Source organism: Arthrobacter sp. CAN_C5 (genome assembly GCF_017875735.1).
Lineage (GTDB): Bacteria > Actinomycetota > Actinomycetes > Actinomycetales > Micrococcaceae > Arthrobacter_D.
Window position 1 is genome coordinate 127,010 of sequence record NZ_JAGGMZ010000001.1, and the last position, 23,013, is coordinate 150,022.

At 65.3% G+C, this 23,013-nt stretch carries 28 protein-coding genes and 1 pseudogene; 9 read left to right on the forward strand and 20 right to left on the reverse strand.

The genetic code is table 11. The features are described 5' to 3' along the window. Window position 1: 1 nt before the first annotated feature. Window positions 2-1,114: an alanine dehydrogenase gene (ald, locus tag H4V95_RS00620; RefSeq protein ID WP_196866989.1), complete on the reverse strand. Its 1,113-nt coding sequence runs from the start codon at window positions 1,112-1,114 to the stop codon at window positions 2-4. A 280-nt stretch (window positions 1,115-1,394) separates the two neighbouring features. On the opposite strand from ald, the gene H4V95_RS00625 reads away from it, so the two are divergent. Then, a complete protein-coding gene (locus H4V95_RS00625) occupies window positions 1,395-2,606 on the forward strand; it encodes a CdaR family transcriptional regulator (protein WP_196866988.1) in 1,212 nt (403 codons plus the stop codon). Between the two features lie 12 nt (window positions 2,607-2,618). Here H4V95_RS00625 and H4V95_RS00630 read toward each other — a convergent pair whose 3' ends face one another. The 5 genes from H4V95_RS00630 to H4V95_RS00650 all read right to left on the reverse strand — a co-directional run bounded on the left by H4V95_RS00630 (window position 2,619) and on the right by H4V95_RS00650 (window position 6,886). Next, complete coding sequence (locus H4V95_RS00630; protein WP_196866987.1) at window positions 2,619-3,026, reverse strand: helix-turn-helix domain-containing protein; 408 nt, start codon at window positions 3,024-3,026, stop codon at window positions 2,619-2,621. Window positions 3,027-3,444: 418 nt separating this feature from the next. Continuing rightward, window positions 3,445-4,206 carry an SDR family oxidoreductase gene (locus H4V95_RS00635; RefSeq protein WP_196866986.1) on the reverse strand — a complete coding sequence of 254 codons (762 nt, stop codon included), beginning with the start codon at window positions 4,204-4,206 and terminating at the stop codon, window positions 3,445-3,447. A gap of 45 nt (window positions 4,207-4,251) precedes the next feature. Next, window positions 4,252-5,271 carry a PHP domain-containing protein gene (locus H4V95_RS00640; protein ID WP_196866985.1) on the reverse strand — a complete coding sequence of 340 codons (1,020 nt, stop codon included), beginning with the start codon at window positions 5,269-5,271 and terminating at the stop codon, window positions 4,252-4,254. A gap of 187 nt (window positions 5,272-5,458) precedes the next feature. Then, window positions 5,459-6,061, reverse strand: a complete 603-nt coding sequence (locus H4V95_RS00645) for a GNAT family N-acetyltransferase (RefSeq protein ID WP_196866984.1) — start codon at window positions 6,059-6,061, stop codon at window positions 5,459-5,461. A 63-nt stretch (window positions 6,062-6,124) separates the two neighbouring features. Further along, entirely contained in the window at window positions 6,125-6,886 is a 762-nt protein-coding gene (locus tag H4V95_RS00650) for an IclR family transcriptional regulator (RefSeq protein ID WP_196866983.1), read from the reverse strand. An 85-nt stretch (window positions 6,887-6,971) separates the two neighbouring features. Here H4V95_RS00650 and H4V95_RS00655 point away from each other — a divergent pair. Beyond that, window positions 6,972-7,157 (forward strand): annotated as a pseudogene (locus tag H4V95_RS00655) (hypothetical protein); the annotation flags it as partial. Between the two features lie 14 nt (window positions 7,158-7,171). Here the strand turns inward: H4V95_RS00655 and H4V95_RS00660 are convergent. From H4V95_RS00660 to H4V95_RS00695, 8 genes are all read right to left on the reverse strand, one after another. After that, window positions 7,172-8,032: an ABC transporter permease gene (locus H4V95_RS00660; RefSeq protein WP_245345507.1), complete on the reverse strand. Its 861-nt coding sequence runs from the start codon at window positions 8,030-8,032 to the stop codon at window positions 7,172-7,174. Beyond that, window positions 8,019-8,981: an ABC transporter ATP-binding protein gene (locus tag H4V95_RS00665; RefSeq protein WP_196867045.1), complete on the reverse strand. Its 963-nt coding sequence runs from the start codon at window positions 8,979-8,981 to the stop codon at window positions 8,019-8,021. Before H4V95_RS00665 ends, H4V95_RS00660 begins: the two co-directional genes overlap by 14 nt. Window positions 8,982-8,995: 14 nt before the next feature. Further along, window positions 8,996-10,171, reverse strand: a complete 1,176-nt coding sequence (locus H4V95_RS00670; RefSeq protein WP_196866981.1) for a DUF2092 domain-containing protein — start codon at window positions 10,169-10,171, stop codon at window positions 8,996-8,998. A gap of 187 nt (window positions 10,172-10,358) precedes the next feature. Then, complete coding sequence (locus H4V95_RS00675) at window positions 10,359-10,526, reverse strand: hypothetical protein (protein ID WP_196866980.1); 168 nt, start codon at window positions 10,524-10,526, stop codon at window positions 10,359-10,361. Window positions 10,527-10,534: 8 nt separating this feature from the next. Then, window positions 10,535-10,777 (reverse strand): hypothetical protein, encoded by a 243-nt coding sequence (locus tag H4V95_RS00680; RefSeq protein WP_209728155.1) that lies wholly within the window; start codon window positions 10,775-10,777, stop codon window positions 10,535-10,537. Between the two features lie 16 nt (window positions 10,778-10,793). Then, window positions 10,794-11,093: a hypothetical protein gene (locus tag H4V95_RS00685; protein ID WP_209728157.1), complete on the reverse strand. Its 300-nt coding sequence runs from the start codon at window positions 11,091-11,093 to the stop codon at window positions 10,794-10,796. Next, window positions 11,090-11,344, reverse strand: coding sequence for a hypothetical protein (locus H4V95_RS00690; RefSeq protein ID WP_209728159.1), 255 nt, complete (start codon window positions 11,342-11,344; stop codon window positions 11,090-11,092). Before H4V95_RS00690 ends, H4V95_RS00685 begins: the two co-directional genes overlap by 4 nt. Before the next feature lie 109 nt (window positions 11,345-11,453). Continuing rightward, window positions 11,454-12,095, reverse strand: coding sequence for an NUDIX domain-containing protein (locus H4V95_RS00695; protein ID WP_196866976.1), 642 nt, complete (start codon window positions 12,093-12,095; stop codon window positions 11,454-11,456). Between the two features lie 59 nt (window positions 12,096-12,154). On the opposite strand from H4V95_RS00695, the gene H4V95_RS00700 reads away from it, so the two are divergent. After that, window positions 12,155-12,958: an MBL fold metallo-hydrolase gene (locus H4V95_RS00700; RefSeq protein ID WP_196866975.1), complete on the forward strand. Its 804-nt coding sequence runs from the start codon at window positions 12,155-12,157 to the stop codon at window positions 12,956-12,958. Window position 12,959: 1 nt separating this feature from the next. Here the strand turns inward: H4V95_RS00700 and H4V95_RS00705 are convergent, their stop codons facing one another. Beyond that, window positions 12,960-13,805 (reverse strand): hypothetical protein, encoded by an 846-nt coding sequence (locus H4V95_RS00705; RefSeq protein ID WP_196866974.1) that lies wholly within the window; start codon window positions 13,803-13,805, stop codon window positions 12,960-12,962. Window positions 13,806-14,038: 233 nt separating this feature from the next. After that, on the reverse strand, window positions 14,039-14,530 hold the full coding sequence (locus H4V95_RS00710) for a nucleoside deaminase (RefSeq protein ID WP_245345508.1): 492 nt from the start codon (window positions 14,528-14,530) through the stop codon (window positions 14,039-14,041). Between the two features lie 329 nt (window positions 14,531-14,859). Between H4V95_RS00710 and H4V95_RS00715 the strand changes: the two genes are divergently transcribed. After that, window positions 14,860-15,687 (forward strand): DUF1206 domain-containing protein, encoded by an 828-nt coding sequence (locus tag H4V95_RS00715; RefSeq protein WP_209728161.1) that lies wholly within the window; start codon window positions 14,860-14,862, stop codon window positions 15,685-15,687. A 10-nt stretch (window positions 15,688-15,697) separates the two neighbouring features. Here the strand turns inward: H4V95_RS00715 and H4V95_RS00720 are convergent, their stop codons facing one another. Continuing rightward, window positions 15,698-16,459: an SDR family NAD(P)-dependent oxidoreductase gene (locus H4V95_RS00720; RefSeq protein WP_209728163.1), complete on the reverse strand. Its 762-nt coding sequence runs from the start codon at window positions 16,457-16,459 to the stop codon at window positions 15,698-15,700. Window positions 16,460-16,468: 9 nt separating this feature from the next. Beyond that, window positions 16,469-17,467: an acetamidase/formamidase family protein gene (locus H4V95_RS00725; RefSeq protein WP_196866971.1), complete on the reverse strand. Its 999-nt coding sequence runs from the start codon at window positions 17,465-17,467 to the stop codon at window positions 16,469-16,471. 91 nt (window positions 17,468-17,558) lie between these two features. Between H4V95_RS00725 and H4V95_RS00730 the strand changes: the two genes are divergently transcribed. Beyond that, window positions 17,559-17,756: a hypothetical protein gene (locus H4V95_RS00730; RefSeq protein WP_209728165.1), complete on the forward strand. Its 198-nt coding sequence runs from the start codon at window positions 17,559-17,561 to the stop codon at window positions 17,754-17,756. A gap of 197 nt (window positions 17,757-17,953) precedes the next feature. Here H4V95_RS00730 and H4V95_RS00735 read toward each other — a convergent pair whose 3' ends face one another. Both H4V95_RS00735 and H4V95_RS18700 read right to left on the reverse strand, forming a co-directional pair. Beyond that, window positions 17,954-18,592 (reverse strand): alpha/beta hydrolase, encoded by a 639-nt coding sequence (locus H4V95_RS00735; protein ID WP_209728167.1) that lies wholly within the window; start codon window positions 18,590-18,592, stop codon window positions 17,954-17,956. A gap of 9 nt (window positions 18,593-18,601) precedes the next feature. Continuing rightward, window positions 18,602-19,579: a ring-cleaving dioxygenase gene (locus H4V95_RS18700; protein ID WP_196866968.1), complete on the reverse strand. Its 978-nt coding sequence runs from the start codon at window positions 19,577-19,579 to the stop codon at window positions 18,602-18,604. A 319-nt stretch (window positions 19,580-19,898) separates the two neighbouring features. Here H4V95_RS18700 and H4V95_RS00745 point away from each other — a divergent pair, with 319 nt between their 5' ends. The 4 genes from H4V95_RS00745 to H4V95_RS18540 all read left to right on the forward strand — a co-directional run bounded on the left by H4V95_RS00745 (window position 19,899) and on the right by H4V95_RS18540 (window position 22,992). Then, the gene (locus H4V95_RS00745) at window positions 19,899-20,840 is read left to right on the forward strand and encodes a type IV toxin-antitoxin system AbiEi family antitoxin domain-containing protein (RefSeq protein ID WP_209728169.1); all 942 of its coding nucleotides are present in this window, start codon (window positions 19,899-19,901) and stop codon (window positions 20,838-20,840) included. 299 nt (window positions 20,841-21,139) lie between these two features. Further along, window positions 21,140-21,949 (forward strand): hydroxypyruvate isomerase family protein, encoded by an 810-nt coding sequence (locus H4V95_RS00750; RefSeq protein ID WP_196866966.1) that lies wholly within the window; start codon window positions 21,140-21,142, stop codon window positions 21,947-21,949. Further along, window positions 21,946-22,821 (forward strand): 2-hydroxy-3-oxopropionate reductase, encoded by an 876-nt coding sequence (locus H4V95_RS00755; RefSeq protein WP_209728171.1) that lies wholly within the window; start codon window positions 21,946-21,948, stop codon window positions 22,819-22,821. Before H4V95_RS00750 ends, H4V95_RS00755 begins: the two co-directional genes overlap by 4 nt. Before the next feature lie 42 nt (window positions 22,822-22,863). Next, the gene (locus H4V95_RS18540) at window positions 22,864-22,992 is read left to right on the forward strand and encodes a hypothetical protein (protein WP_281064505.1); all 129 of its coding nucleotides are present in this window, start codon (window positions 22,864-22,866) and stop codon (window positions 22,990-22,992) included. Window positions 22,993-23,013: the final 21 nt, after the last annotated feature.

The following is a 23,013-nucleotide window of genomic DNA, read 5'->3' on the forward strand; positions in this document are numbered from 1 at the left end:
GCTAGACCAGGTCCCGCCAGTCGGCAGTCAGGGCTAGCCCATGCGCTTCGGAGACTGAGTGGTGAGCCACCTGTCCCCCCGCAATGTTCAGTCCCTGTGCCAGCGCGGCATCGGCTTCGAAGGCGCCGCGCACGCCCCGGTTGGCAAGTGCCACCGCATAGCGCAGCGTAACGTTGGTCAGCGCGTAGGTTGAGGTGTTGGGCACCGCACCGGGCATATTTCCGACACAGTAGAACAACGAATTGTGCACGGTGAAGGTCGGATCCTGATGGGTTGTGACGTGGGAATCCTCAAAGCAACCGCCCTGGTCGACGGCGATGTCGACCAGCACGCTTCCCGGCTTCATCCGCGAAACCAGCTGGTTGGTCACCAGCTTGGGCGCCCTGGCTCCGGGAATCAGCACCGAGCCAATCACCAGGTCAGCATCGAGGACTGCCCGCTCAATCTCGAACGCGTTCGACGCGATCGTCTTGATCCGTCCGGCATAAAGCGCATCGAGCTCGCGAAGCCGCCCGATGTTGATGTCCAGGACGGTGACCTCGGCTCCCGTTCCAACGGCCATAGCGGCGGCATTCGTTCCAGCAACCCCGGCACCGAGTACCACTACCTTCGCGGGACGAACCCCGGGAACCCCGCCCAAAAGCAGTCCCGGCCCACCCGCAGGGGCAGTCATCACCTGCGCACCCACCTGGACGGACAGGCGGCCGGCAACCTCGGACATGGGGGCGAGGAGCGGAAGGGAGCGGCCCTCCTGCACGGTTTCATAGGCGATCGCGGTGACGCCGGTATCCAGCAGGGCCCTGGTTAGTTCTGGTTCGGCGGCAAGATGCAGGTAGGTGAAGAGGATCAGCCCGTCGCGGAACCGGTGGTATTCCTCGGCGATCGGCTCCTTGACCTTGAGCACCATGTCCGAGCGGGACCACAGTTCATCAGCTGAGGAGACAATCTCGGCGCCCGCTGCCACGTACTCGTCGTCGGTGATGTTTGAGCCCACCCCTGCGTCCTGCTCCACCAGGACAGTGTGACCGGTAGTGCGTAACTCATGCACCCCGGAAGCGGTGATGGCTACGCGGAACTCGTTGTTCTTGACTTCTTTTGGAACGCCGACGATCACGGGATTCTCCGTTCACTTTCGATGGTGCGGGTGGGGCCCTGTCGGACCTGCCCCTAGCCTACGGACGCTGCCCGGTCCCTGGACAGGGGACAGGGCATGGTTCTGCATCGCCGAGCCTCCTGCCGGAGAGCCCCGTGGCGGCCGTATCCGGCGCCTGCGCGACCATTGGGCGGTTGTGACCCAGTTCACTAGCACATGACCCGGTAACCTCGAAGTCGACAACTGTCGACCCTTTGCGCATCAATTGTCGTCCCGAGAGCGTCACCCGTAGCATGGAGCGATGCAATCAGGCGGAGTGGATTCAGCCGTAGAGGCAATTGCGTCGCGGCTGGGGCGGGGCCTGTCGCTGGAAGATCTTGACGGTGTGCTGCTGGCCTACAGCAGCCACCAGTCGGCGGCCGACCGGGTGCGCGTGAACTTCCTGCTCAGCAAGAAGGTGCCGGACGACGTCAGCCAGTGGCAATTGCAGCACGGGATCTCATCGGCCGTGCGCCCGGTGGTCCTCCCTGCCAACCCCTCGCTGGGGATGCTCGGGCGGGTGTGCGTTCCACTGCTGGTCCGGGGATTCCGGGTGGGCTACCTGTGGGTGCAGCAGGAGGCGAACGAAGAGCTGCCCGACGACATCCTGCGGCAGCTCCCGAAGGTGCGCGGGGATCTGGACCACCTCGCCACGCTGCTCCTGGAGGGCAATACCGCCGCGTCTGAACATCGCAGAAAGCGGGAGGGCATCTTTCTCGCCGCCTGCGACGGAACCTCAGCGGCCACCGACGACCTTGCGGGGTGGGCTGAGCTGCACAACACGGCGCCCTGGCAGGTTGCGGTGCTGTTCGCGCGGAAAGACATCCCGGAACCAGCCGACCCGCAGGCGAGCATGCTCACACACCGGAGTGCCGCTCTCCAGGCCACGGTGGGGGTTGGTTCGGTGCTGTTCAGCGCCGGCACCCCGGTGGCCGCCGTACTTCTCCTCACCGGTGGCCTGGCGGGCGGGGGTTACACCGATATCCTCCGGCGGTATGACAGCGAACACGCCAAACGCGAGGGCGACCGGGCCGGCGTCGCGCTCCTGGGGTTGAGCGAGCAGTTCCTCGATCTGCGGGACCTCCCGAAGGCGTTCGGCCAGGCCCGTCATGCCGTCCAGGCATCGGCGGTGGACGAGGGACTCGGCCCCGTCACCCACTACCGGGCCACCGGCAGCTATCAGTTCCTTGCCGCGGGCGGCTGGAAAGTCACGGCAGCCAATTCGGTGTACTTCGCCGAGATCGAGGAGCAGGACCGCAACGCAGAGCTGCTGCCGGTGCTGGAACTGCTGTATGACAAGAATGGCTCCGTCCAGGACGTTGCCTCGCAGCTCCACCTGCACCGCAGCAGTGTGTACAACCGGCTGGCGCGGATCCGGGCCATTATTGGCGCCGACCCACTCACCGGCCATGTGCGACTGGAACTTCACCTGGCGCTGAAAGCCAGAAAATGGGCCAGACGGCCACGAATCTAACTATTGCCGGAACTATTCTGCAATCTTCCCTTTATCGGCTGAATCGATTTTGTCTTCCCTTTTTTGCGAGGCGAGCCACGTGGCCACATCCTGTGACCTAATCCTCCGGTGAGTGCCGCGATATTCCACTGGAATAACACCCGCGTCAGTGAGATTCCGTAGGTAGGTAGGTGAAATTCCGGCTGCGGCCGCGGCCTGGGAGGTGGTCAGGGTTTCGACGGCCGAGCTGACGGTGACGGCGTCACCGTCGGCCAGTCGCCGCAGAAGACCGACCACCGCGTCCCGGGCCCCGGCGGGCAGCCTCATCGCGGTGCCGTCGACAAAGACGGTGACGTCTTCACGGTCGGTCAGTGCACGCCGGAGCGTCGCGGCCTCGACGCTGGCGAGGGCAGGTGTGAAAAGTGGAATCCGGTTATGCATTCTCCTATTGTGCCAAGAACTGCCCACAGTGGAAGTTTCAACCGAATTCAATATGTTAGCGGCGGCTAATTGATTCCCTTCCCTGTTTCGCGGGACAGGACTAGGGTGGGGGCACTCACAAGGGAAACTGAAAAAATAAGCTGCACAAACAGCTGGCTGGAGTGGTGATTTCGATGGCAATCTTCGATCCGTACGACCTCAACCAGGCTCGCCGTGGTGCAGTGCCTGCGATACAGACGAGTACCTCATCTATGAGGACTTCGTTCCTGCCAGGATTCCAGCGGGGGCCAACGAACAACTTGCGGCGTCGGTAAATTACTCCTGCTCGGTGTGCGGCAGGTTCAACGGGCACGAGGTTCCGTCGTTCTGGAGCCCGCCGAACTGGTTCTGGTACACCTGAGCTCCTCGTCCGCCCGGATCAGCCTCGCCCGATGAAAGGCATGCCGCTGGCAGTGATCAGCAGGGAGCCAACTGACGCCGATGAGGGCAGTTGGGCCATCATGAGCACCGCGCGGGCTGCTTCCTCTACCGGAAATGTCGGTTCCGGGCGCCGGGATCCATCTGCTTGCAGGGCCCCGCCGTTGACGCCGATGGTCTCCATGAGCTGCGTGTGGGCGTTCCCGATGTCGATCTGACCGCAGGTAATGCGGAAGGGCCGTCCGTCCAGTTCGATCGACTTCGTCAGGCCGGTGATCGCGTGTTTGGTGGTGGTGTACGCGGCCGAGAGGGGACGCGGCGAGTGCGCGGAGACCGACCCGTTGTTGATGATGCGTCCGCCTTGCGGCTGCTGGCTTTTCATCAGGCGGACGGCAGCGGCAGCGCACAGGAACGCCCCGGTGAGGTTGACCGCCACCGTGTCCGCCCAGTCCGCCGGCGACACTTCGTCGACCGCACCGGCCGGCCCAAACACCCCTGCATTGTTGAAGAGCACGCCCAAGGAGCCCAGTTCGTTGCCCACAAACGCGAACAAGCGCTCGACGTCGGCGGGTTGGGTCACATCGGTGGGGACAACGTGGGCGCGAGGGTGATCGCCGGCGGTGGCCTCAAGCGCTTCCCGCCTCCTACCCGCGAGGACGACGTCGAACCCCGCCGCCAGGAACTGGTGGGTGACGGCACGACCAATCCCTGAGCCGGCACCCGTCACCACCGCGGCGGCCGGTGGGTTCGGTGCTGCATTCATTTCGGTTCCCTGCTGTCGTGTCTGGTCTGGGGCGGCATGGTCACCTCAGCTGCCCTGCAGCCAGCTGAGCAACTGGTCTTTGGGCCAGGTGGTGATGATCCGGTCGGTCGGAACGCCGTTCGCGGCGGCCCGCTCAGCTCCATACTGCAGGAAGTCCAGCTGACCCGGTGCGTGGGCGTCGCTGTCGATGCTGAACAGGCAGCCCGCGTCCAGGGCCAGCCGGATCAGGTCATCGGGGGGATCCTGACGCTCGGGCCGAGAGTTGATCTCCACCGCGACGTCGTTCTCGACGCAGGCGGCGAAGACAGCGGCGGCGTCAAAGTCCGACGGTGGCCGCGTCCCCCTCGCCCCCTGCACCAGGCGGCCGGTGCAGTGTCCCAGGATGTTCGTCTGTGGCTGGCGAACGCCGCCCAGCATCCGACGGGTCATCGTGGCCCGGTCCGCGCGGAGCTTGGAGTGCACACTCGCGACGACGACGTCGAGCCGGCCGAGCAGTTCGGGGGCCTGGTCGAGGGTGCCGTCCTCGAGGATGTCGACCTCGATGCCGGCCAGGAGCGTGAAGCCATCGCCGCCGTCGTCATTGATCTTCGCGACCACCTCCAACTGCTCCACGAGCCGTCCGGCGCTCAACCCATTGGCGATGGTGAGGTTGGGGGAGTGGTCGGTCAGGGCCAGGTACTGGTGGCCCAGCGTGCGGGCGGCCTGCACCATCAGTGGGATGGGGCTGCCGCCGTCGGACCAGTTGCTATGGCTGTGCAGGTCGCCGCGGAGCGCCTTCAGGAGCTCCTGGCCACCCGTCGCGAGGGGCTGGGCAGCGTGCTCGCGGAGTTCGGCGAGGTAGTCAGGAACTTGCCCATCGACGGCTTGGGAGACCACTTCGAAGGTGCGGGCTCCGATGCCTTTCATCCGCTTGAGCCGGCCATCCTTGGCCCTGACTGCAAGCTCGTCGGGGGAGAGGTCGATCAGGATGGCGGCTGCGTTGCGGAACGCCTTGACCTTGAACGTGGGCGCGGTCTCGCGTTCGAGCCAGAAGGCAATTTCGTTGAGTGCTTCGACGGCATCCATACTTCACCTTACTTTCATCCCGGAGGGAAGAGCCGATGGGGGCGGAAACCGGCGAGGATCTGCACCAAAACCTCCGACGACAGGAGGCACCATGCGGTTCACACCCACGGCTCCGATCCACCTCGACCCGGTGGGCTGCCCGTTCTGCCTGATCGTTGACCAGCTCCTTGGGGACCGGCCCGGGTTGTTAGCCTGCCCCTTCGATGGCCGACCGCAGGTCGAGGCGCATCAGCCACCGCGGCAAACCGCCGCTGCGTGCCTCGGTCTTGAGGATGCGCTGGAACCCGGCGCTTTCGAACATGCCGGTGGTGCCGACGAACGCAAGGGTGGGGCTGATACGCGCACCCACGGGATCGACCGGGTAGGCCTCCAGCGATGGTGCGCCGCTGGCCCTGGCATAGTCAATTACCCCCGCCAGGAGTGCGTGCCCGATCCCCTGGCGGCGGTGGCCAGTTTTCACCACGAAGCACACGATGCTCCACACCGGAACCTCGTCCACCAGCGGAATGGTGCGGGAGCGCATCAGGCGTTCCATCCCGGACCGCGGACCCAGTCCGCACCAGCCGACGGGCTTGTCCTCCAGATAGGCGATGACCCCCGGTGGTGGGGTGTGACGGCAAAGTTCCCGCAACCGCTCGGGTTGCTGTGCCGGAGTCAGGGAGTTGAACTCGCCGGAGGTCAGCCGGAAGGCGAGGCACCAGCAGGCTGCTGCGTCCTTACGACGCGGGCGGAGCAGGGACGCGACGTCGTCGAAACGTTCAGCCGTTGCGGGGTGCACCTCAAGGTCCATGCCGAGGATGATACTCCCGGGCGGATTCCCCGGGTACTGTGCGGCTGCGGGCCGCGATACGGATCAGGAGGTGAGGTTGAGCTCTTCGGCAATGGAGCGGACCGCTTCGCGCAGCAGTGGCACTGCCTTCTCGGCAAAACGCTCATCAACGCGGGAGACCGGTCCGGACACCGAGATGGCGCTCGGGGTCGGGGCGTTGGGCACGGCCATCGCGAAACACCTGACACCGAGTTCCTGCTCCTGCTCATCGATCGAGTAGCCGCGTTCGCGGATGAGGTCCAACTCCTTGAGCAGGTCGTCGATGGTCTTGATGCTCTTCTCGGTGGGGGTCGGCATCCCGGCGCGGGCAACGATGCTCCGGACGGCGTCGTTGCTCAGTTGCGCCAGGATTGCCTTCCCGACGCCGGTGTCATGGGTGTGGGCGCGACGGCCAACCTCAGTGAACATGCGCATGGAGTGCGGTGAAGGCACCTGGGCAATGTAGATGACCATATCCGAGTCAAGGACCGCCATGTTGGAGGTCTCTCCCAGGCTGTCGACGAGGTGCTTCAGTTGCGGCCGGGCCAGAGCGCCGAGCTGTTTGTTGGCCCCTTCACCAAGTCGGATGAGTCGGGGGCCCAGCGCGTACCGGCGGTTCGGGAGCTGGCGGGCATACCCCTTGGAGACCAGGGTGCGCAGGAGGCGGTGGATGGTTGGCAGTGGGAGGTCCGTGGAGGACGAGAGTTCGCTCAGGGATACCTCGCCACCGGCGTCAGTGATGAGTTCGAGCAGTTCGAAGACCCGCTCCACGGACTGTACGCCGCCGCCAGTCGCTTTCTCGGCCATGCAACACTCCCAGCTCTCGAGGTTCCATCAGCAGGCTTGACGCTCGAGGTGGAAACATTTCTCTGATTGTCTCATTTTCCACTGAGTGGAATCAGGAATCCAAGTAGGTTGCGATTCCATCTGTCAGCTGGAGGACGCAGCAACAGCGGAGATCTCGCGGTCCCAGGTCTGGCAGCAGATCCGCAACAAGGTGCTCCTGAGCGACACCGGGAACACGGTGACCCCCGAGCTGGTCACCGGCATCCTCGCTGAGGAGACCGAGCGGTTTCGTGCGCCATGGGTTGCTCAGGCGAGAACGTCACGCGTAGTGAACCGGCCGTAGGCGAGTGCACCGAAGACCAGCACGTAGCCCGACTGGAGGAGGGCGTTGGAAGCGAAGGAAGACCATTCGATCGGTTGCCGAAGCAGGTCCGCAAATCCGAACCAATACTGGCTCAGAAGCCAAGGGTGAAGCCATTCCAGCTGGGGAAGCTGTCCCATCACCTGGGAAACAACCGAGATCACCACCGTCGCCGCCATCGCCCCCACTGGCACATCGGTGAGCGTGGAGATGAACAGTCCGACGGCGCACAATCCGGTCAGGGAAACCGTGACGTACGCGCAGATCAGGGCTGACCGCAGGAGCGATTCTGCAACACCAACGGTGTCCCCCGAGAGCAGGGTCACGGGACCGACCGGGAAGAGCGCTGCCCCGATGAGGGTACCCGCGAGAACGACGGCGAGGGTTGCTGCGAGACAGAACACCACCGTCCCCACGAATTTCACCAGCAAGAGCCGCCCGCGCCCCACCGGCGCGACCAGGAGGTAGCGCAGGGTGCCGGTACTGGCTTCGCCGGCGACGGTATCTCCCGCCACCACGCCCACCGTCAGCGGCAGGAACAGAGGGATGGCGACGGTGATCGCCGCGACCGCTACGAACAGCCCGTTTTGGGTGATCTGGTCAAGGAAGGCGGGCCCACGGCCGCTGGGTGGACCTGATGTCAGCCGCACCGCCACGGCAATCAAAACCGGAATTGCGGCGAGGGCAAGCAGCAGCGCCCAGGTCCGTCGTCGGCGGAAGAGCAGGGAAAGTTCCGACGCCAGAAATACTAACCCGGACGCCGGTCCCCGCCCGGTGCTGCGCACTTCTGTGTCATTGGACAACATCAAAACCCTCTCCGGTGAGGGCCACGAAGAGTTCCTCGAGCCCCATCTGGTCGACGGTGAACCCTGTCACCCGCACCTCCGCGGCAACCAGGGCCGCAACGATGGTGTGTGGGGGCATCTGGTCCGGGAGCGGTGCGCTGACTGCTTCAGTTCCGGCGTGCGGCGTGTAGTGGACCGGCGCCGATCTTTGCGGCGCCAACCCCAGGCGCTTCAGGACAGCGAGGCAGCTATCGACGTCGGGGGTGAGAACCTCAACCCGGGTCTGCCCGGTGGCCCGCAGTTCGCTGAGTGCTCCCTGCGCGACCAGCCGGCCCGCCCGGAGGACCGCCACATGCGAGCAAATCTGTTCCACCTCCGCCAGCAGATGACTCGACACGAAGACGGTGGTGCCCTCAGCGGTTAGGGAGTGCACCAGGTGGCGTACCTCGCGGGTGCCCTGTGGATCGAGACCATTGGTGGGTTCATCGAGCACAATGAGGTCACGGTGGGTCAGGAGTGCATTGGCGATGCCGAGACGCTGCTTCATCCCCAGCGAATAGGCCCCCACCTTCTTGTCCGCCGCCTGGGATAGCCCCACTCGTTCGAGGGCCCGGTCGGTCCGGGAGCGGCGGGTCGACGGGTCAACGAAGCGGTCCGCTGCGTCGAGACGGTGCAGGTTGGCCCGTCCCGACAGGAAGGGGTAGAAGCCAGGGCCCTCCACCAGCGCCCCAACCCGGGGGAGGACCTCGGGGAGGTGCTTGGGAATGCTGCGCCCCAGCACCTCTACCTCACCCGACGTGGCAGTGGCCAAGCCCAATAGGATGCGGATGGTGGTGGTCTTTCCTGACCCGTTGGGTCCGAGGAAACCGAAGACTGAGCCCCGCGGGACGGTCAGGTCGATACCGTCCAGAACGTTCTGCCCACCGAATCGTTTGGTGAGCCCCCGGGTCTGAACGACCGGGCCCTCCATCAGCGTTGGTTCGCTCACTCGCCGTGGGCAACTGCCTGGAGCCGGTCGGCGGGAACCGACCCGACCAGGACCCTCCCGTCGTCGGTGATCAGGACGTTCAGTAGGCGGGTTTGTAGCAGGAGACCGCCCTCGACGGGAGTACCCAACTGGTCGATCATGGTGGTCAGCTCACCGCCGTCCGCCGGGAAACTTTCTGCCGGGAACTCCAGCACTGACCCCCAGCCGGTGCCGGTGACCGTGGGTTCGGCCGGGTTCTTCGCCGGGTCTTTCACGGGGGCCACAGCGGTGGATTCCGCGGCACCGTGACGACCTTCCGTGGTGTGTTCCGGAGCCTCGGTGACGGTGGCCCCGGCCGGCGGTGTGAAATCGAAGATTCCGGCGGGTGGGGAGTCAAAGCTGATGTCGGTATAGGACACGCTGAACGCCGGCGCGGTACTGTCAGCCGCAGCGACACTAATCGCCAGCACAAGGCCCGTCTCGCCGTCGACGTCTACGGTGATGGACTCGATCAGGGTGTCACTGGCGCTGGGTGTCAGGATCAGTTGGTATGCCGCACGGCCTGCCACCGACCGGTCCGGTCCGACCGAAACCTTCGTGGTCGGGTCCGCCTTCTCCAGGAACTGTGCAGCTAGCTCATCCGGAGTCGGAACGTCCGGAAGGCCTTCGAGATATTCGAGGTCCTCGCTGGTGAGCGTCCGGTCAGGCAGCGAGGCGTGGACGGCCGCGTTGTCTTCGGAGTCGTAGAACCACAGGTCGGTGCCGTTGAGGATCACATTCCGCTCGGCCATGTCGTCGAGCACCTGGATGCGGACCTTCGACGGGCCAGCCTGGTAGATGCGGGCAGTGTGGGGGGCGGTGAGCAACTCCAGGACTGAGGCCTCGGGCGTTGACGGGGTGTCGACGTCAGCTGTGGACCCGGGCGCAGGACTGGTGCCGCCCATGGCCCCGTTCGCGCCGCCGCCGGCCCCACCCAGAAGGGACAGATCGGGGAGACCAAGATCGGAGGTTTGCTCGATGGTGCCGGAGAGTGTGTCAACCGATGTGCTGGCCGCAAGTTCAAGGACTTCGGCAGCAGTGAGATCAGGGAGGTCCACGGCCGCGTTTGCGGTCAGGGGGACAACCAGAGCCCCCGCTCCGACGACGGCGGTGATCGCTACGGCTGGTGCCCAGTTTCGCCAGGTACGGTTCATCGTCTATCTCCCTGATTCAGCTCACGCGGCTATATCTGGAGGCTACTCCGGTTTCCTGAGAATTTGATCTGAGTTTCCCGGCGCAATTGCGTAAATGGCGCATGAGCGGACGCGCCCCGCAGGACCCAGCGTTCCGAGGGACACCGACCCATTCCTGGGCGGCGCCTGGTTAGGCCGTCAGGTGCGGTCAGGCCGTCCGCGTGCGGGACCGCGCCAGCATGACTGCACCAACGGCAACGGCGCCAACAGCGCCCAGCGTCAGGGGAAGCGTTGCACCCGTTTTTTCGACTGGGCTCATCGCGACGCCGGTGTCAGCACCGCCGGCGGCCCGACGTCTGACCTCACCCCAACTCACGGGGGACCCTACCCCTCAGCGGTCCGCTGCCGTGATCCGAACAAATAGCCCACCACGCCCCCGCCAAGTGCGACCCCGCTGGTGAGCAGTGCAATGCCAAGCGGCCCGAGGGCCAGCCCACCAGCAGTGTGGCCAAGACTGCCTGGATGTGGAGCAGCATCGGCCACCATCAGGCCAGGCATGCCCGCAAGGAGCAACCCGGCCACCAACAAGCCAACCCCCACCAGCAGGACTGCTAACGGTTGATTCATCCGGGCACGTTTCACCTCACCCATGACCGGATGCCGTCCGTCCCCACCGAAGCCCGGCGGCCGCCGCGCTTACCATGAGCCCTCCGACCAGCAGCACCCCGCTCCACACGGCGAGCTGATCAGTTACCCACGATTCGCCGTCGAACGCTATCTCCAGGTCTGACGAGTACGCGATGCTCACCGCAACATCGTCGGACGTCGGGAGTGCCAGCGTGATCGGGTGGGTACCGACCAGCAGCGACACACCTCCGAGGATCAGCACAGCCGACAGGCCGAGGAGCCATACGGCCACTGGACGGAGGGTGATCGAGGTCATGGCGTCCGCCGCCCGCGAAGGTATCCCAGCGACCCGGCGATGACGATGAGTCCCAGCGACGCCAGGCCGATACCGAAAATTTCCCCGGCAGCGGGGCCCGGCAGAAACACCCCATCAGCCAGCGGTGCATACGCAAACCAGCCAAACTCCACCGGTGGTTGGGTCATCGCGGCGGTGACCAACAGGGCCAGCCCGACGACGGCGGCACCCAGCCCTCCCGTGAACCACCGGTGTGTGCGGATCCAGTTCATTGATTTCCCCCATTAAAGCGCCGTTTCAGACGGCGACCTTCCTCAGAGAGTACTGCCTGCACGCCAGACATTGGTGGGACTGCCGAGTAGGACCGCTCGATGGACAGCGTTAGAGCGTTCCCACCGGCGTGATCCGGCGGGGCGCCCGCAGGATCGGCCCAAGTGCCTGTGACAGGCTTCCGGGGAGGTCGGCCAACTCCTGCAGCAACGCTTCGGTGGGCCGCATCAGCTCCAGCGTCCCCGCGGCAGCACCCACAAGAATGCTTTCCACCGACGACCAGTGGGACGAATCCGCCTCAGTGGTCTGATGCTGGGGAACTAGCGAGGGCGCGAGCACGGCCAGGTAAAAGTAAGTGTCGAAACGCTTGCCGTAACTGGCGGGCGTGATCCAGTTGGCCCACGGCGTCAGGTCCTGGGGGGACAAGACGGCCCCGGTTTCCTCCCACACTTCCCGGACCGCGGCCGCCAACAGCACCCCCGCCCCGGCAGCCGGGTCGCCGCTGCCATCGGCAGCGATACTGGTTTCCGCCCAGCACCGGGCGTGGGCTGACAGGAGCGACGACGGCGCGGGCCTGGCCTGCGCGGTGACGCGGTCGACGTCGTCCACCCGGCCACCGGGAAACACCACGGCACCGGCGGCAAAATCCATGGTGTGCGAACGGTTCTGGATGAAGATCTCCTTCCCGCGCACCATCAGGACGCTGACCGCCAGTCGTGGAACTGCGAATGTGCCGCGGTAGGGACTGCTCATGCTGCGCACTCTATCCGACCGGGCCGCCAGGGGACGGAACACCTCGCTAGGGTAGACCCATGCCCAACCCCACACCCTCCGGACTGGTTTCCAGCAGCCCACAGACCCGATACCGGCTGGCGCCCAACCCCGGCCCCATGAGCCTGGAGGGCACCAATTCCTATCTCATCGCGGCGACGGCGGTAGATCACCCGGCTGAGCGGCCCGTCGTGGTGGTGGACCCAGGCCCGTTGGACGACGACCATCTGGCTGGGCTCGCCGGCACCGGTCGGGTGGAACTGGTCCTGATCACGCACCGGCACCACGATCACACGGCGTCGAGCGAACGCTTTCACCAGTTGACCGGTGCGCCGGTGCGGGCGCTGGACCCCGTGCACTGCCATGGTGGACCTCCGCTGGCCGATGGCGAGGAGATCCTCGCCGCGGGTGTGCGGCTCCGGGTGATTGCCACTCCGGGCCACACCTCGGACTCTGTGTGCTTTTTCCTGCCCGACGACGGCGACGCCGGTTCCGTCCTCACCGGTGACACGATCCTGGGCCGGGGAACCACCATTATTGACTACCCCGACGGGCGCCTTGGTCCCTATCTGGCCTCCTTGGAGCGGCTCGCCGGGTTGGGCCCTGCCGCGGTGCTTCCCGGTCACGGACCGATGCTCCCGGACCTGGCAGTGATCTCGCGGGCGTATGTGCTGCATCGGCGGGAGCGGCTGGACCAGATCCGTGCCGCCCTCACGGCGGTCGGGGCTGATGCATCGGTGGAGCAAGTCACCGACCTGGTCTATGCCGACGTCGACAGCTCGGTGCGGCGTGCCGCTGAGGCTTCGGTGGCTGCCCAACTGGATTACCTGCAGACCACGGGCTAGCTCACTCCCGGACGGCGCGTGTCCGAGGTCGGGTCGGGTCAGGGATGCGCTCCGCCATGCGGTAGGCGGTGCCACCGTCCACCCGCCGGTACTCCAGCAGGTGCAGGAGCGAGGCGAGGCACAGTGCCACCCCGGCCATTTCCAGCGTTTCCTCGACAAGCACCAGAAGGAAAAAGTGCCAGGTCATGCCGTTCGCATCCAGCCAATAGCCGCCCAGGGTTTCGACAACAACGGCACCGGCGACGAAGGTGACGCCGGCACCAATGATGCCGTTACAGACGGCCGGTGGGAGGGACAGCACGAGGCGAAGGAGGAGAAGGACAAGCACTGCGGCAATCACGATCCCGGGAATCACCCAGGTGAAGCCCACCTCGAACGGCAGCAACAGGGCGATGCGACCACCGATCAGATCCAGCCGCTCGTGGAGTTCAAGGGTCTCGTCGACGGAGAAGAAGACGCAGACGCTGGCGAACAGCCACCAGGACTTCCGGAATCTCGATGCTTTCCGCGCGAAGTACCCGGCCACCACCCCGGTAAGAATCCAGAGCCCTGCACTGAACCAGGTGGGTACGTTGATTTCCCTGCCCACATCGAAGAAGTAGAACCAGAAATGGATCCGGTCGAAGTTCTCGGGGGTCGACCGGTGGATTGCGAGCCAAAGCACACCGCTAAGGAAACTCAGGGTGGCTACGGGGATCGCAAGGATCAGCGTCGACTTGATGAGCCGGATGCGGACCCAGGCATTGTCCGGCGACGTGCCGGTCGGCTGGGAAGTATCGGCTGAGACGTCTGAATCGGCCGGTTCATCCATCCCGGTGGGTCTGGTCCTGTCCAGGGAACGACTCATAGCTTCTCTCCGCTCCGGTAATACGCCGTGTTGCGCCAAAACCAGCGTAATGACCTTGGATGAGACAGACATGAGAACCCGCCCACCATCGACCTGACGACACGTTATGGTGCCCCGCGCGGGTGCAGACGCGCGGATAGGGTCCGCGACCGGCTGGGACTAGGGTCTTCTGCTCAGTCCCTGCCGCGCCGCATAAAACACCACCCTGCCGATCATGACCAGCAGCCCACGGGTCAGTAGTCCACCCGTGCGGTGAGGCTCCGCCACGCATCGAACGGCGCCGTTGCGGGAATCGATGATCCCGTTGCCGGAACGAAGTGCCGCACCGGCATTGATCGTTCCTCCACGGGAGTGGCAAAGAAGTTGTAGAAAATTGCGTCGTCGAAGCCAGCCTGTTCCGCATCGAATCGGTCCGCCGCGTAGACGACCGTCCCCACCCGCGCCCAGAGGGCCGCCGACAGGCACATCGGGCATGGTTCACAGCTGGTGTAAAGGGTACTTCCGGACAGATCGAAGGTTCCCAGCGCCGAGCAAGCGTTCCGGATGGCCATGACCTCGGCATGGGCGGTCGGGTCATTGTTCGACGTGACCCGGTTGACTCCGTCAAAGGTGCGTCCGTCACCGGTGACAATCAGCGCGCCGAAGGGGCCGCCGTCGTTCGTGACATTGTCAACGGCCAGCGAAATCGCCGCGGTCAGGAAACGCTCATCGTCGTTGGTACTCAAAGTAACTCTCCCGTGGTGGGCAACTATCGTCACTCGCCCGGCCGGGATTCCTACGTGGGCGGTGCCAGAGAGCTGCGGGTTGGTCAAGGTGCAGGTCCACCTGGTAGATAGCGCTCCTGTGCAGGACGCCCGCCGTTGGCTTCGTCCTCGAACTGTAGCATCGCCCATTCGCCGCCCGGAAGAGGGCCGGAAAGGGTGCCTTCTCACTGTCCTGACCTTGACGCAGCGTCAACGCCCGGGGCTACCCCGGTCCGCCGGTCGCCCCGACGTTTTCCGCGCCGCTCACCGACGCGGATAGGGTGGAGCGACTGGAAAATGGGGGAGCACGCGTGGCTGCTGAGGAAAGCACCGGGTCCGGGATCGCGGATACCGCCGAAAAGATCACCGACGGGGTGGCACTGGACGTTCTCGCCCGGTTCGGGTTCGCGGTGCTGGCGGTGGTCCACATTCTCATTGGTGTCATTGCGTTGCAGGTGGCATTCGGGGGAACCGGCCAGGCCGAACCCACTGGGGCCCTGGAACAGCTGGCTTCCGGGACCGCGGGTCCCTGGACGATGTGGGCGTGTTCGCTCGGCTGTGGGGGACTTGCCCTGTGGCAGCTCAGCGAAGCCACGCTTCGGTACCGCCGGAATGCCGTGGGGAAGCGGCTGGAGAAAGCCGTCTCGTCGGGATCCCTGGCGGTCACCTACGGGGTCATGGCGGTGACCATGGGAAGGTTTGCCCTGGGGGACGGGCCCGACTCCGGCGAGTTCACCAGGGATTTCACCCGGACCATCACGGCGTACCCCCTTGGACTATTCGCCGTGCTTGTGGTGGGCGGAACGGTGCTGGGGATCGGAGGGTACTTCGTGGTGAAAGGGCTCCGTAGGACATTTCGGCCGGAGCTGCAGCACTTCGAAGACTCGCGTCGCGGTGCGGTGATCGACGCGATGGGGGTCGTGGGACATGTGACGAAGGGGGCGGCGCTCCTCTTGGTGGGCCTGCTTTTCGTGGTCGCGGCGGTCACCAACCGACCGTCGGAGTCGACAGGGTTGGACGGCAGCCTCAAGGCCCTGCAAGACCACCCTTTTGGCGATGCCGTCCTGGTGGCCATCGCCGCTGGCCTGATTTGCTACGGAGTTTTCGCTGTCATCCGGGCGCGGTTCGGCCGGATGTAGCTGCCGCAGTTCAGAACTGAATCCCGCGGGACAAGCCACCATCCACCAGGATGTTGGCTCCGGTGGTCCGGCTGGACCTGGGGCTGGAAACGAAGACCACCGTGTCCGCGACCTCCTGCGGGGTACCCATCCGGTGCGTCGGGTTCAACCCCATCGCCATGGTGAACAACTCGGGGTTGCCCTGTTCGATGCTTTCCCACACCCCACCCGCATGGAAGGTGTTGCCAGGGGAGACCGTGTTGGCGCGAATCCCCCGGTCTGCCAGCTGGAACGCCAGTCCAGCCAGGTAGGCGATGAGGGCGGACTTGACCGTCCCATAGGGGCCGGAAGCGAAATCCACTTCACGGCCAGAGACGCTCGAGATTGCGACAATTGACGCCGCGTCGCTCTGCGTCAGGTGGGGCAGCGCGGCCTTGACCAGCCGGACAGTGCCCATCAGGTCCACCCGGAGCGAGGCTTCCCAGTTCTCATCGGTGTCGGGAATGGCCAGCGCGCTGACGTTGCTCACCACCATATCGATCCCGCCGAAGGTCGACGCGGCGTCTTCTACCCAGGCGGCGACGGCGTCGGCGTCGCCCATGTCCATGGCGGTACCGATGATCCGCCCGCCGCTCCCGGCCAAGGCCTCCTCAGTCGCAGTGATCTCGGCCGCATCCCGCGCGCAGAACGCGACGTTGGCGCCCTCAGCCGCGAAGGAGTCAACGATGGCACGCCCAATCCCCTTGGTCCCGCCGGTTACCAGAGCGGTCAGCCCGCCGAGTTGTAGGTCCATGGGTTTCTCCTAGAGGTTCTGGCTGCGTCGTCGCAGCTCGTCATGTATTCCGTCAAAGGCATGTACCCGGGGGAAAAGGTGTTTAGCCGCTTTAATGACCACGCTGTAGTTGGCGTCGACGGCGTTGGCGATGGGTGCCAGCGCTGTCTGGGTGAGCAGCTGATAGGCGTCCATCTGGTGCAGTCCGAAGAGTTCCTCGAACCACCGCACCATTTCCACCTGACCGATCCGCCAGGAATCCTCCATGGGCCGGGAGGAACCGACGGCCATCCAGTGGCTGTCGCTTTCGAGCCTCGGCCAGGCGGGCGCGCCACCCTTGATCAGCTCAACGATGATGGTGGAGTTCATGGCGCCTTCGACGGCTGTGCCGCAAGCCTCGCCTTCGCCCTGCCGGTAATGCCCATCACCGATCGAGAACAGCGCACCTTCGACGTTCACGCCGAGGTAGACGGTGGTACCGGCTTTGACCTCGGGGGAGTCCATGTTCCCGCCAAACCGTTCGGGCACCAGCGACGAGCGCACCTCGCCACCGGGCGGCGCCACGCCGATGGTGCCGAGCATCGGTTCGAGCGGCAAGGCTACCTCGAAGTCGGTGTATCGCGCCTGGAACCCGACCTGCTGCCGCGCCGTATCCACGTGATAGATCCAGGTGGTGTCCGGCAAAGGCTCCTGGAGAAACGCGGTCCGGTCAGTGCTGGTCAGCCCGCCGAAGAAGGGAATGGTGGCAGACGCACCCCAGGAACGGGCCGGCGTCAGATCGACGATGTGGATGGCCAGCGTGTCACCGGGCTCCGCGCCAGCCACGTAGAACGGGCCGGTCTGGGGGTTCACAAACCGCAGGTCGACCTTCTCGCTGGACAGGTCATCGACACTGGTCAACGCGTGATTGAATGCGTCCTCGGACCACAGTTTCAACACCGTCCCGGGCTGGACGGTCATCACCGGCGCGGCGCCACCAAACGTGTAGACCAGTTGATCGCGGCGCGGAGTGTACTCAACAGCATCCATTACTGGATGCTATGTCGGGGGTGCGTCGCTGACAAGGGCGTGATGGGGCGACCCAACCGCGGGCACCCTCGCGACGAGTACATTGGGGGCGATGGCACAGTTGAAAGCGCTGGACCTCGCGCATGGGCGTGCTGCCCACCTGAGGTTGGCGGTCGTCGATGATGTGACTGCGATCGTGGGGCTCCTCGCCGATGACCGGTTGGGTCAGGCCCGGGACGGAATCGACGGCGGTGCATCTGGGACACCCGGGCGCCGATGCCGTTGCGACGGTGAAGGCCCGTTGGGCTGAACACGTGCTGCCTCGTCTTGCGACGGCGCCGCAGGCCGCGGCGGCGCACGCCTGACGGTGACCGGCGACGGACCCGGGTGCTCGCTGTGGAGGGCACCCAACTAATCGTGCCGCGGGGCCGCTGCGTGGGGGACAGCGGCCTCGAGGCACCCACCCTGACCGACTCGATTGGCTGGGTGGGCTGGGGTAGAGGTGGTTTACCCGGCGGCGGGGGCGGTGCGGGAGCCGATCCACGTTGCCGCGGCATCCACCTCGACGGGGTGCACGCCGTGCCCACCCTCGCGCACCACCTGGTGGACGTCGGATCCCGTGTTGTCCAGCACCGACTTCAGCTGCGTCACGCTGGTCAGCGGCGCCATGGCGTCTGCCTCCCCGTTGAAGAGGGCGACGGCGGTTCCTGACAGGTCGCCGTCGAACGACCGGTCACCCAGCGGATACATCCCGGAGAAGGCGACAACATCGGCCAGTGCCTGGGGGTGCAACAGCACCGTGGCCAGGGCGATGTTCGCGCCATTGGAGAACCCGACCGCGATGACCTTCCGCTCGCCCAGGCCGTAGTTCTGGCGGGCCCACTGAACGAAGTCGGCAAGCTCGCTGGCGCGCCGGACGACGTCGTCGACGTCGAACTTGCCCTCGCCGAAGCGGCGGAACCACCGGTTCATTCCCTGTTCCTGCACCGGACCCCGTGGGGCGAGGTAACCCGCCCCGGGCGCCAGCCGCTGGGCCAGCTGCAGCAGGTCATGTTCGGTGCCGCCAGTGCCATGGAGCAGCAGGAGGACGGGGCTGTCGGGTGTTCCCGCGTCGTGGAGGTGCGGCCACTGGTCAACGTTGGTCATCTGGTGCTCCTAGCTCAGGAAGGTGGCGATGGACGGGTTGTTCTCATCGGGCACCTTGATCTTCGCGACCGCGTGCGAGATGGCGTCCCGGTTGGGCTCCAGCCATGGTGGCAGTTTCAGGGAGCGGCCCAGCTCAAGCAGCGGCTCGTCGATGTCGAAGCCCGGGGTGTCGGTCGCGATTTCCAGCAGGGTGCCGCCTGGCTCCCTGAAGTAGATCGAGGTGAAGTACTGGCGGTCAAGGATGGCCGTGACCGCGTAGCCGCGCTCCGCCAGCTCCTGGCGCCACACCTCCTGGGTAGCCTGGTCGGGCACCCGGAACGCGATGTGGTGGACGGTGCCGCCGGCCACGAGGCCGCGCTCGCCGCGGCGGTCGGTGACCAGGTCGACGACGGTGCCGGGCTCGCCGTCGTGCGTGCTGAGACGGTACCGCCCATCGGTTTCACTGAGGATCTTCATGCCCAGGTCCCGGGTGAAGGTTTCGAGGCTCGCGGTGGGATCCTCGACGGTGAGCACCGATGAGTGCTGGCCGCGGACGGCATATTCGGCGGGGACGGAGGCGGAGTCCCACGGGTTACGCGGATCAGAGAGCGACGACGCCACCAGGTCGATCTGGAGGCCGTCCGGATCGCGGAGCGACAGGCGCTCTTCCTCGGAGGACGCGCGGGCGATCGAGGAATCGACGCCGATGGCCTTGAAGTGCTCCTGCCACCAGCCGAGGGTGCCCTCGGGGACAGAGAACGCGGTGGTGGTGGATTGTCCGGTGCCGACCTTGCCGCTTCGAATGCCCTGCCAGGGGAAGAAGGTCAGCAGGGAGCCGGGGCTGCCGGCTTCGTCGCCGTAGTAGAGGTGGTAGGTGCCGGGATCGTCGAAGTTCACGGTCTTCTTGACGAGTCGCAGGCCCAGGCCCTTGATGTAGAAGTCGATGTTCTTCTGGGGGTCACCCGCAATTGCGGTGACGTGGTGGAGCCCTTCGGTTTGTGCGGTCACACTTCCTCCTCGTTAGATCCAGCGGTGGACGCCGTTATGTAGATGCAAACGCATGGATCCCTTCAATTGTTCCCGGCGTGTTTGTGGGGTCCCCTGGTGGTTCTCCGCAAAAACGGCCCTTAGGGCAAGATCCGCCGCTTGCACGCGGCAGGTCTTGCCCTAAGGGCCGTTTCTGGCGCAGGCGGCATCGGGTGTCAGGCGGAAGCGTGCTGTTGCAGGTATGCGTCGCAGCCACCGCCTGCAACGGACTCGAGCGGGTTGTCCACATAACCAAGGAGACCCATGGTGGTGCACGGTTTGGCTGGGCATCCTGATTGCCATGACGAGGTTGGATTGGCTGGAGCGACAGGAGCTATGGCTTACACCTGAACTCCTTAACCGGGGGTTGACCACCGCCACCATCGCCGCCCTAGCCCGGCAGGGGGAGCTGGTCCGGCTCCGGCGCGGCTGTTACCAGTCCAGTGAACGGTGGAAGACGTTGACGACGAACGGCCAGCAAGTGCTTCGGGTGGTTGCGCATCGCGCGGTCGGGGGGTCCCTGGGCAATGAAACTCCGGTCTATAGCCATACTTCGGCAGCTCGTCTGCACGGGTTGTACCTGTTGAACCCTGATCTCCTGATCCACATCACCCAGTCGTCGAGTGTTTCGCCGACGAGCCATGCCCGGGATGTGCGCAAACATCAGGGGTGGTTGACGGCCCCGGAGGTGACCCAGAGGCGCGGCCTGCTCGTCACCTCATTGGAGCGTACGGTGGTGGACTGCTCACGGATCCTCCAGTATCGGCAGGGACTTGTCACAGCTGAACACGCCCTCAGATTGGGGGCCAGCAGGGAGGGAATGAAACGCGTCACTGAGAGTCTCGTCAATCACAAAGGCATCCGGAACGCACGGCGGGTGATAGCGAATGCGAGCCATTTGTCGGAATCTCCCGGCGAAACGCTCACCCTGGATACCATGCGATCCCAGCAGATTCCGATGCCCGAACAGCAGGTATGGGTCTCCAGCAGGCTGGGTGACTACAGACTGGACTTCGCCTGGCGAGAGCTACGGGCAGCCATGGAGTTTGATGGTCGCATCAAGTACTTCGACTATCAGCCCACTTCCCAGGTCCTCTTTGAGGAGCGCCGACGCGAGAAGGCACTGGTCGAGCTCGGATGGACCATCCTGCGGATCGAATGGTCTGACCTGTTCAGGGAAGCGGAACTCAAGGCACGGATCCTCACTCACCTTCGGAGAGCTGAAGCGCGTCGAGCAGCCTAGCGCCGCACGCGGTCCTAGCTGCACGCCGCTGCCGCTACAACGGCGGCCCTCGCACGCCGTTGCCGGCGCAAAAGCGGCCCTCACACGCAGTTGTCGGCACAAAAGCGGCCCTCACGCACCGCTGCCGACACAAAAGCGGCCCTCGGGGCAAGATCCGCCGGTTGCAAGCGGCGGATCTTGCTCTCTGGGCCGTATCTATCGAGAAACTGGTTGACGGGCATCTTCGACCCGACCTAGTCTTTCGTCAGATAAAAGACGCATTCCAGTGCGCGGAATAACAAGAGAATTTGGGGTTCCTGATGACCTACACAGTGAACTGTTCAATCCTGCTCACTGAGCTGCCGCTGCTGGAGCGCCCGGTGGCGGCGAAAGCGGCCGGGTTCGACGCGGTCGAGTTCTGGTGGCCCTTCCCCACGTCCACCCCGTCGGCAGCTGAGATCGAGGAGTTCGAGCACGCCATCACCAGTGCGGGCGTCCAGCTGACCGGACTAAATTTCAACGCTGGGGACATGCCCGGCGGGGACCGCGGCCTGGTGTCCTGGCCCGAACGCAGCGAGGACTTTCGGGAGAACCTGCCTGTGGTGGTCGGGATTGGAGAGCGTCTGGGGTGCACGGCGTTCAACGCCCTGTACGGCAACCGTGTGGAAGGGGTCAGTACGGAGGAGCAGGACGCGCTCGCCGTCGACAACCTGGTGCTCGCCGCGGAGGCGGTCGCCGCGATCGGCGGAATCGTGCTCCTGGAACCGATCAGCGGTGCCGACCGCTACCCGCTCAAGACCGCCCAGGACGCCCTCGACGTGATCGCCCGGGTGCACGCCCGCGGCACCACCAACATCAAGCTCCTCGCCGATTTCTACCACCTGTCAGTGAACGGCGACGACGTCGGCGCCGTCATCGACGCCCATGCCCAGGACTTCGGGCACATCCAGATCGCCGATGCGCCCGGTCGTGGTGCCCCTGGTAGCGGCAACCTCCCGCTGACGGACTGGATCGACCGCAGCCGCACCCGGGGGTACCAGGGCCTTATAGGCCTCGAATACAAGACACCCGCCGACCAGGCATTTTCCTGGCTCGCCACCACCGTCAGCAGTAGGGGATCAGCACAATGACACACGTTGCAGTCATCGGACTCGGCATCATGGGGCTCCCGATGGCCCTTAACCTCGTCGCCGCCGGTCACACCGTCACCGGGTACAACCGCAGCCAGGGCCGGATCGACAAGCTCACCGCCGAGGGCGGGCGCGGTGCCTCCAGCATCGCCGACGCGGTGGCCGATGCCGACGTCGTCATCACCATGGTGCCGGATTCCCCCGACGTTGAAGAGGTCGTCGGTGGTGCTGGCGGCGTGTTTGCGAACGCCCGGCAGGGAGCCCTGTGGATCGACGCCAGCAGCATCCGGCCCGACGTCGCCGCCCGCCTCGCCGACGAGGCCAGGGATGCCGGACTGCGCCCTCTCGACGCGCCCGTCTCCGGAGGCGAGCAGGGCGCCATTGACGGAGCCCTGTCGATCATGGTCGGCGGCGACGCGGCCGACTTCGAGGCCGCCCAGGACGTCTTCGCCGCCGTCGGGAAAACCATCGTGCACGTGGGTCCGTCCGGGTCCGGGCAGACCGTCAAGGCTGCCAACCAGCTGATCGTCGCAGTGAACATCGGCGTCCTCGCCGAAGCCATCACCTTCCTTGAGGCGTACGGCGTGGACACTGCGTCCGCCCTGAAAGTGCTCGGCGGCGGACTGGCGGGCTCCAAAGTGCTGGACCAGAAGGGCCAGAAGATGTTCGACCGCAACTTCGACCCCGGGTTCCGGCTCGCACTGCACCACAAAGACCTCGGCATTGTCACCTCAGCAGCCCGCGAAGCCGGCGTCGCCACCCCACTTGGTGCCGTATCCGCGCAACTGGTTGCCTCGCTCGTCGCTACTGGTGACGGCGATCTGGACCACTCCGGCCTGTTCAAGCTGATCAATCAGCTGTCCGGCAAATAATCTGTGTGAAGACAGCAGTCTGAAGACAGGAGAAGGGCGGTGGTGGACTCCAGCCCGTGCTTCACCGTTGGCGCGCTGATCGTGGCGAACACCCCGGTAGAGGAACGGGGCAAGGTGCTCCGCCAGCTCACGCCTCGATCCAGAGGTCCCGAACACGAGGCCGCCTCATGACAGGACACACAGCGACCCGGG

Coding starts and splice junctions, on each gene's coding strand:
- H4V95_RS00630 (WP_196866987.1), bottom strand. CDS start 3,026: ATGCATAACCGGATTCCACTTTTCACACCTGCCCTCGCCAGCGTCGAG.
- H4V95_RS00635 (WP_196866986.1), bottom strand. CDS start 4,206: ATGAATGCAGCACCGAACCCACCGGCCGCCGCGGTGGTGACGGGTGCC.
- H4V95_RS00745 (WP_209728169.1), top strand. CDS start 19,899: ATGACGAGGTTGGATTGGCTGGAGCGACAGGAGCTATGGCTTACACCT.
- H4V95_RS00730 (WP_209728165.1), top strand. CDS start 17,559: ATGGCACAGTTGAAAGCGCTGGACCTCGCGCATGGGCGTGCTGCCCAC.
- H4V95_RS00670 (WP_196866981.1), bottom strand. CDS start 10,171: ATGAACCGTACCTGGCGAAACTGGGCACCAGCCGTAGCGATCACCGCC.
- H4V95_RS00660 (WP_245345507.1), bottom strand. CDS start 8,032: ATGTTGTCCAATGACACAGAAGTGCGCAGCACCGGGCGGGGACCGGCG.
- H4V95_RS00735 (WP_209728167.1), bottom strand. CDS start 18,592: ATGACCAACGTTGACCAGTGGCCGCACCTCCACGACGCGGGAACACCC.
- H4V95_RS00755 (WP_209728171.1), top strand. CDS start 21,946: ATGACACACGTTGCAGTCATCGGACTCGGCATCATGGGGCTCCCGATG.
- H4V95_RS00685 (WP_209728157.1), bottom strand. CDS start 11,093: ATGACCTCGATCACCCTCCGTCCAGTGGCCGTATGGCTCCTCGGCCTG.
- H4V95_RS00725 (WP_196866971.1), bottom strand. CDS start 17,467: ATGGATGCTGTTGAGTACACTCCGCGCCGCGATCAACTGGTCTACACG.
- H4V95_RS00680 (WP_209728155.1), bottom strand. CDS start 10,777: ATGAATCAACCGTTAGCAGTCCTGCTGGTGGGGGTTGGCTTGTTGGTG.
- H4V95_RS00650 (WP_196866983.1), bottom strand. CDS start 6,886: ATGGCCGAGAAAGCGACTGGCGGCGGCGTACAGTCCGTGGAGCGGGTC.
- H4V95_RS00705 (WP_196866974.1), bottom strand. CDS start 13,805: ATGAGTCGTTCCCTGGACAGGACCAGACCCACCGGGATGGATGAACCG.
- H4V95_RS00665 (WP_196867045.1), bottom strand. CDS start 8,981: ATGGAGGGCCCGGTCGTTCAGACCCGGGGGCTCACCAAACGATTCGGT.
- H4V95_RS00750 (WP_196866966.1), top strand. CDS start 21,140: ATGACCTACACAGTGAACTGTTCAATCCTGCTCACTGAGCTGCCGCTG.
- H4V95_RS00640 (WP_196866985.1), bottom strand. CDS start 5,271: ATGGATGCCGTCGAAGCACTCAACGAAATTGCCTTCTGGCTCGAACGC.
- H4V95_RS00690 (WP_209728159.1), bottom strand. CDS start 11,344: ATGAACTGGATCCGCACACACCGGTGGTTCACGGGAGGGCTGGGTGCC.
- H4V95_RS00645 (WP_196866984.1), bottom strand. CDS start 6,061: ATGGACCTTGAGGTGCACCCCGCAACGGCTGAACGTTTCGACGACGTC.
- H4V95_RS00700 (WP_196866975.1), top strand. CDS start 12,155: ATGCCCAACCCCACACCCTCCGGACTGGTTTCCAGCAGCCCACAGACC.
- H4V95_RS00625 (WP_196866988.1), top strand. CDS start 1,395: ATGCAATCAGGCGGAGTGGATTCAGCCGTAGAGGCAATTGCGTCGCGG.
- H4V95_RS00695 (WP_196866976.1), bottom strand. CDS start 12,095: ATGAGCAGTCCCTACCGCGGCACATTCGCAGTTCCACGACTGGCGGTC.
- H4V95_RS00720 (WP_209728163.1), bottom strand. CDS start 16,459: ATGGACCTACAACTCGGCGGGCTGACCGCTCTGGTAACCGGCGGGACC.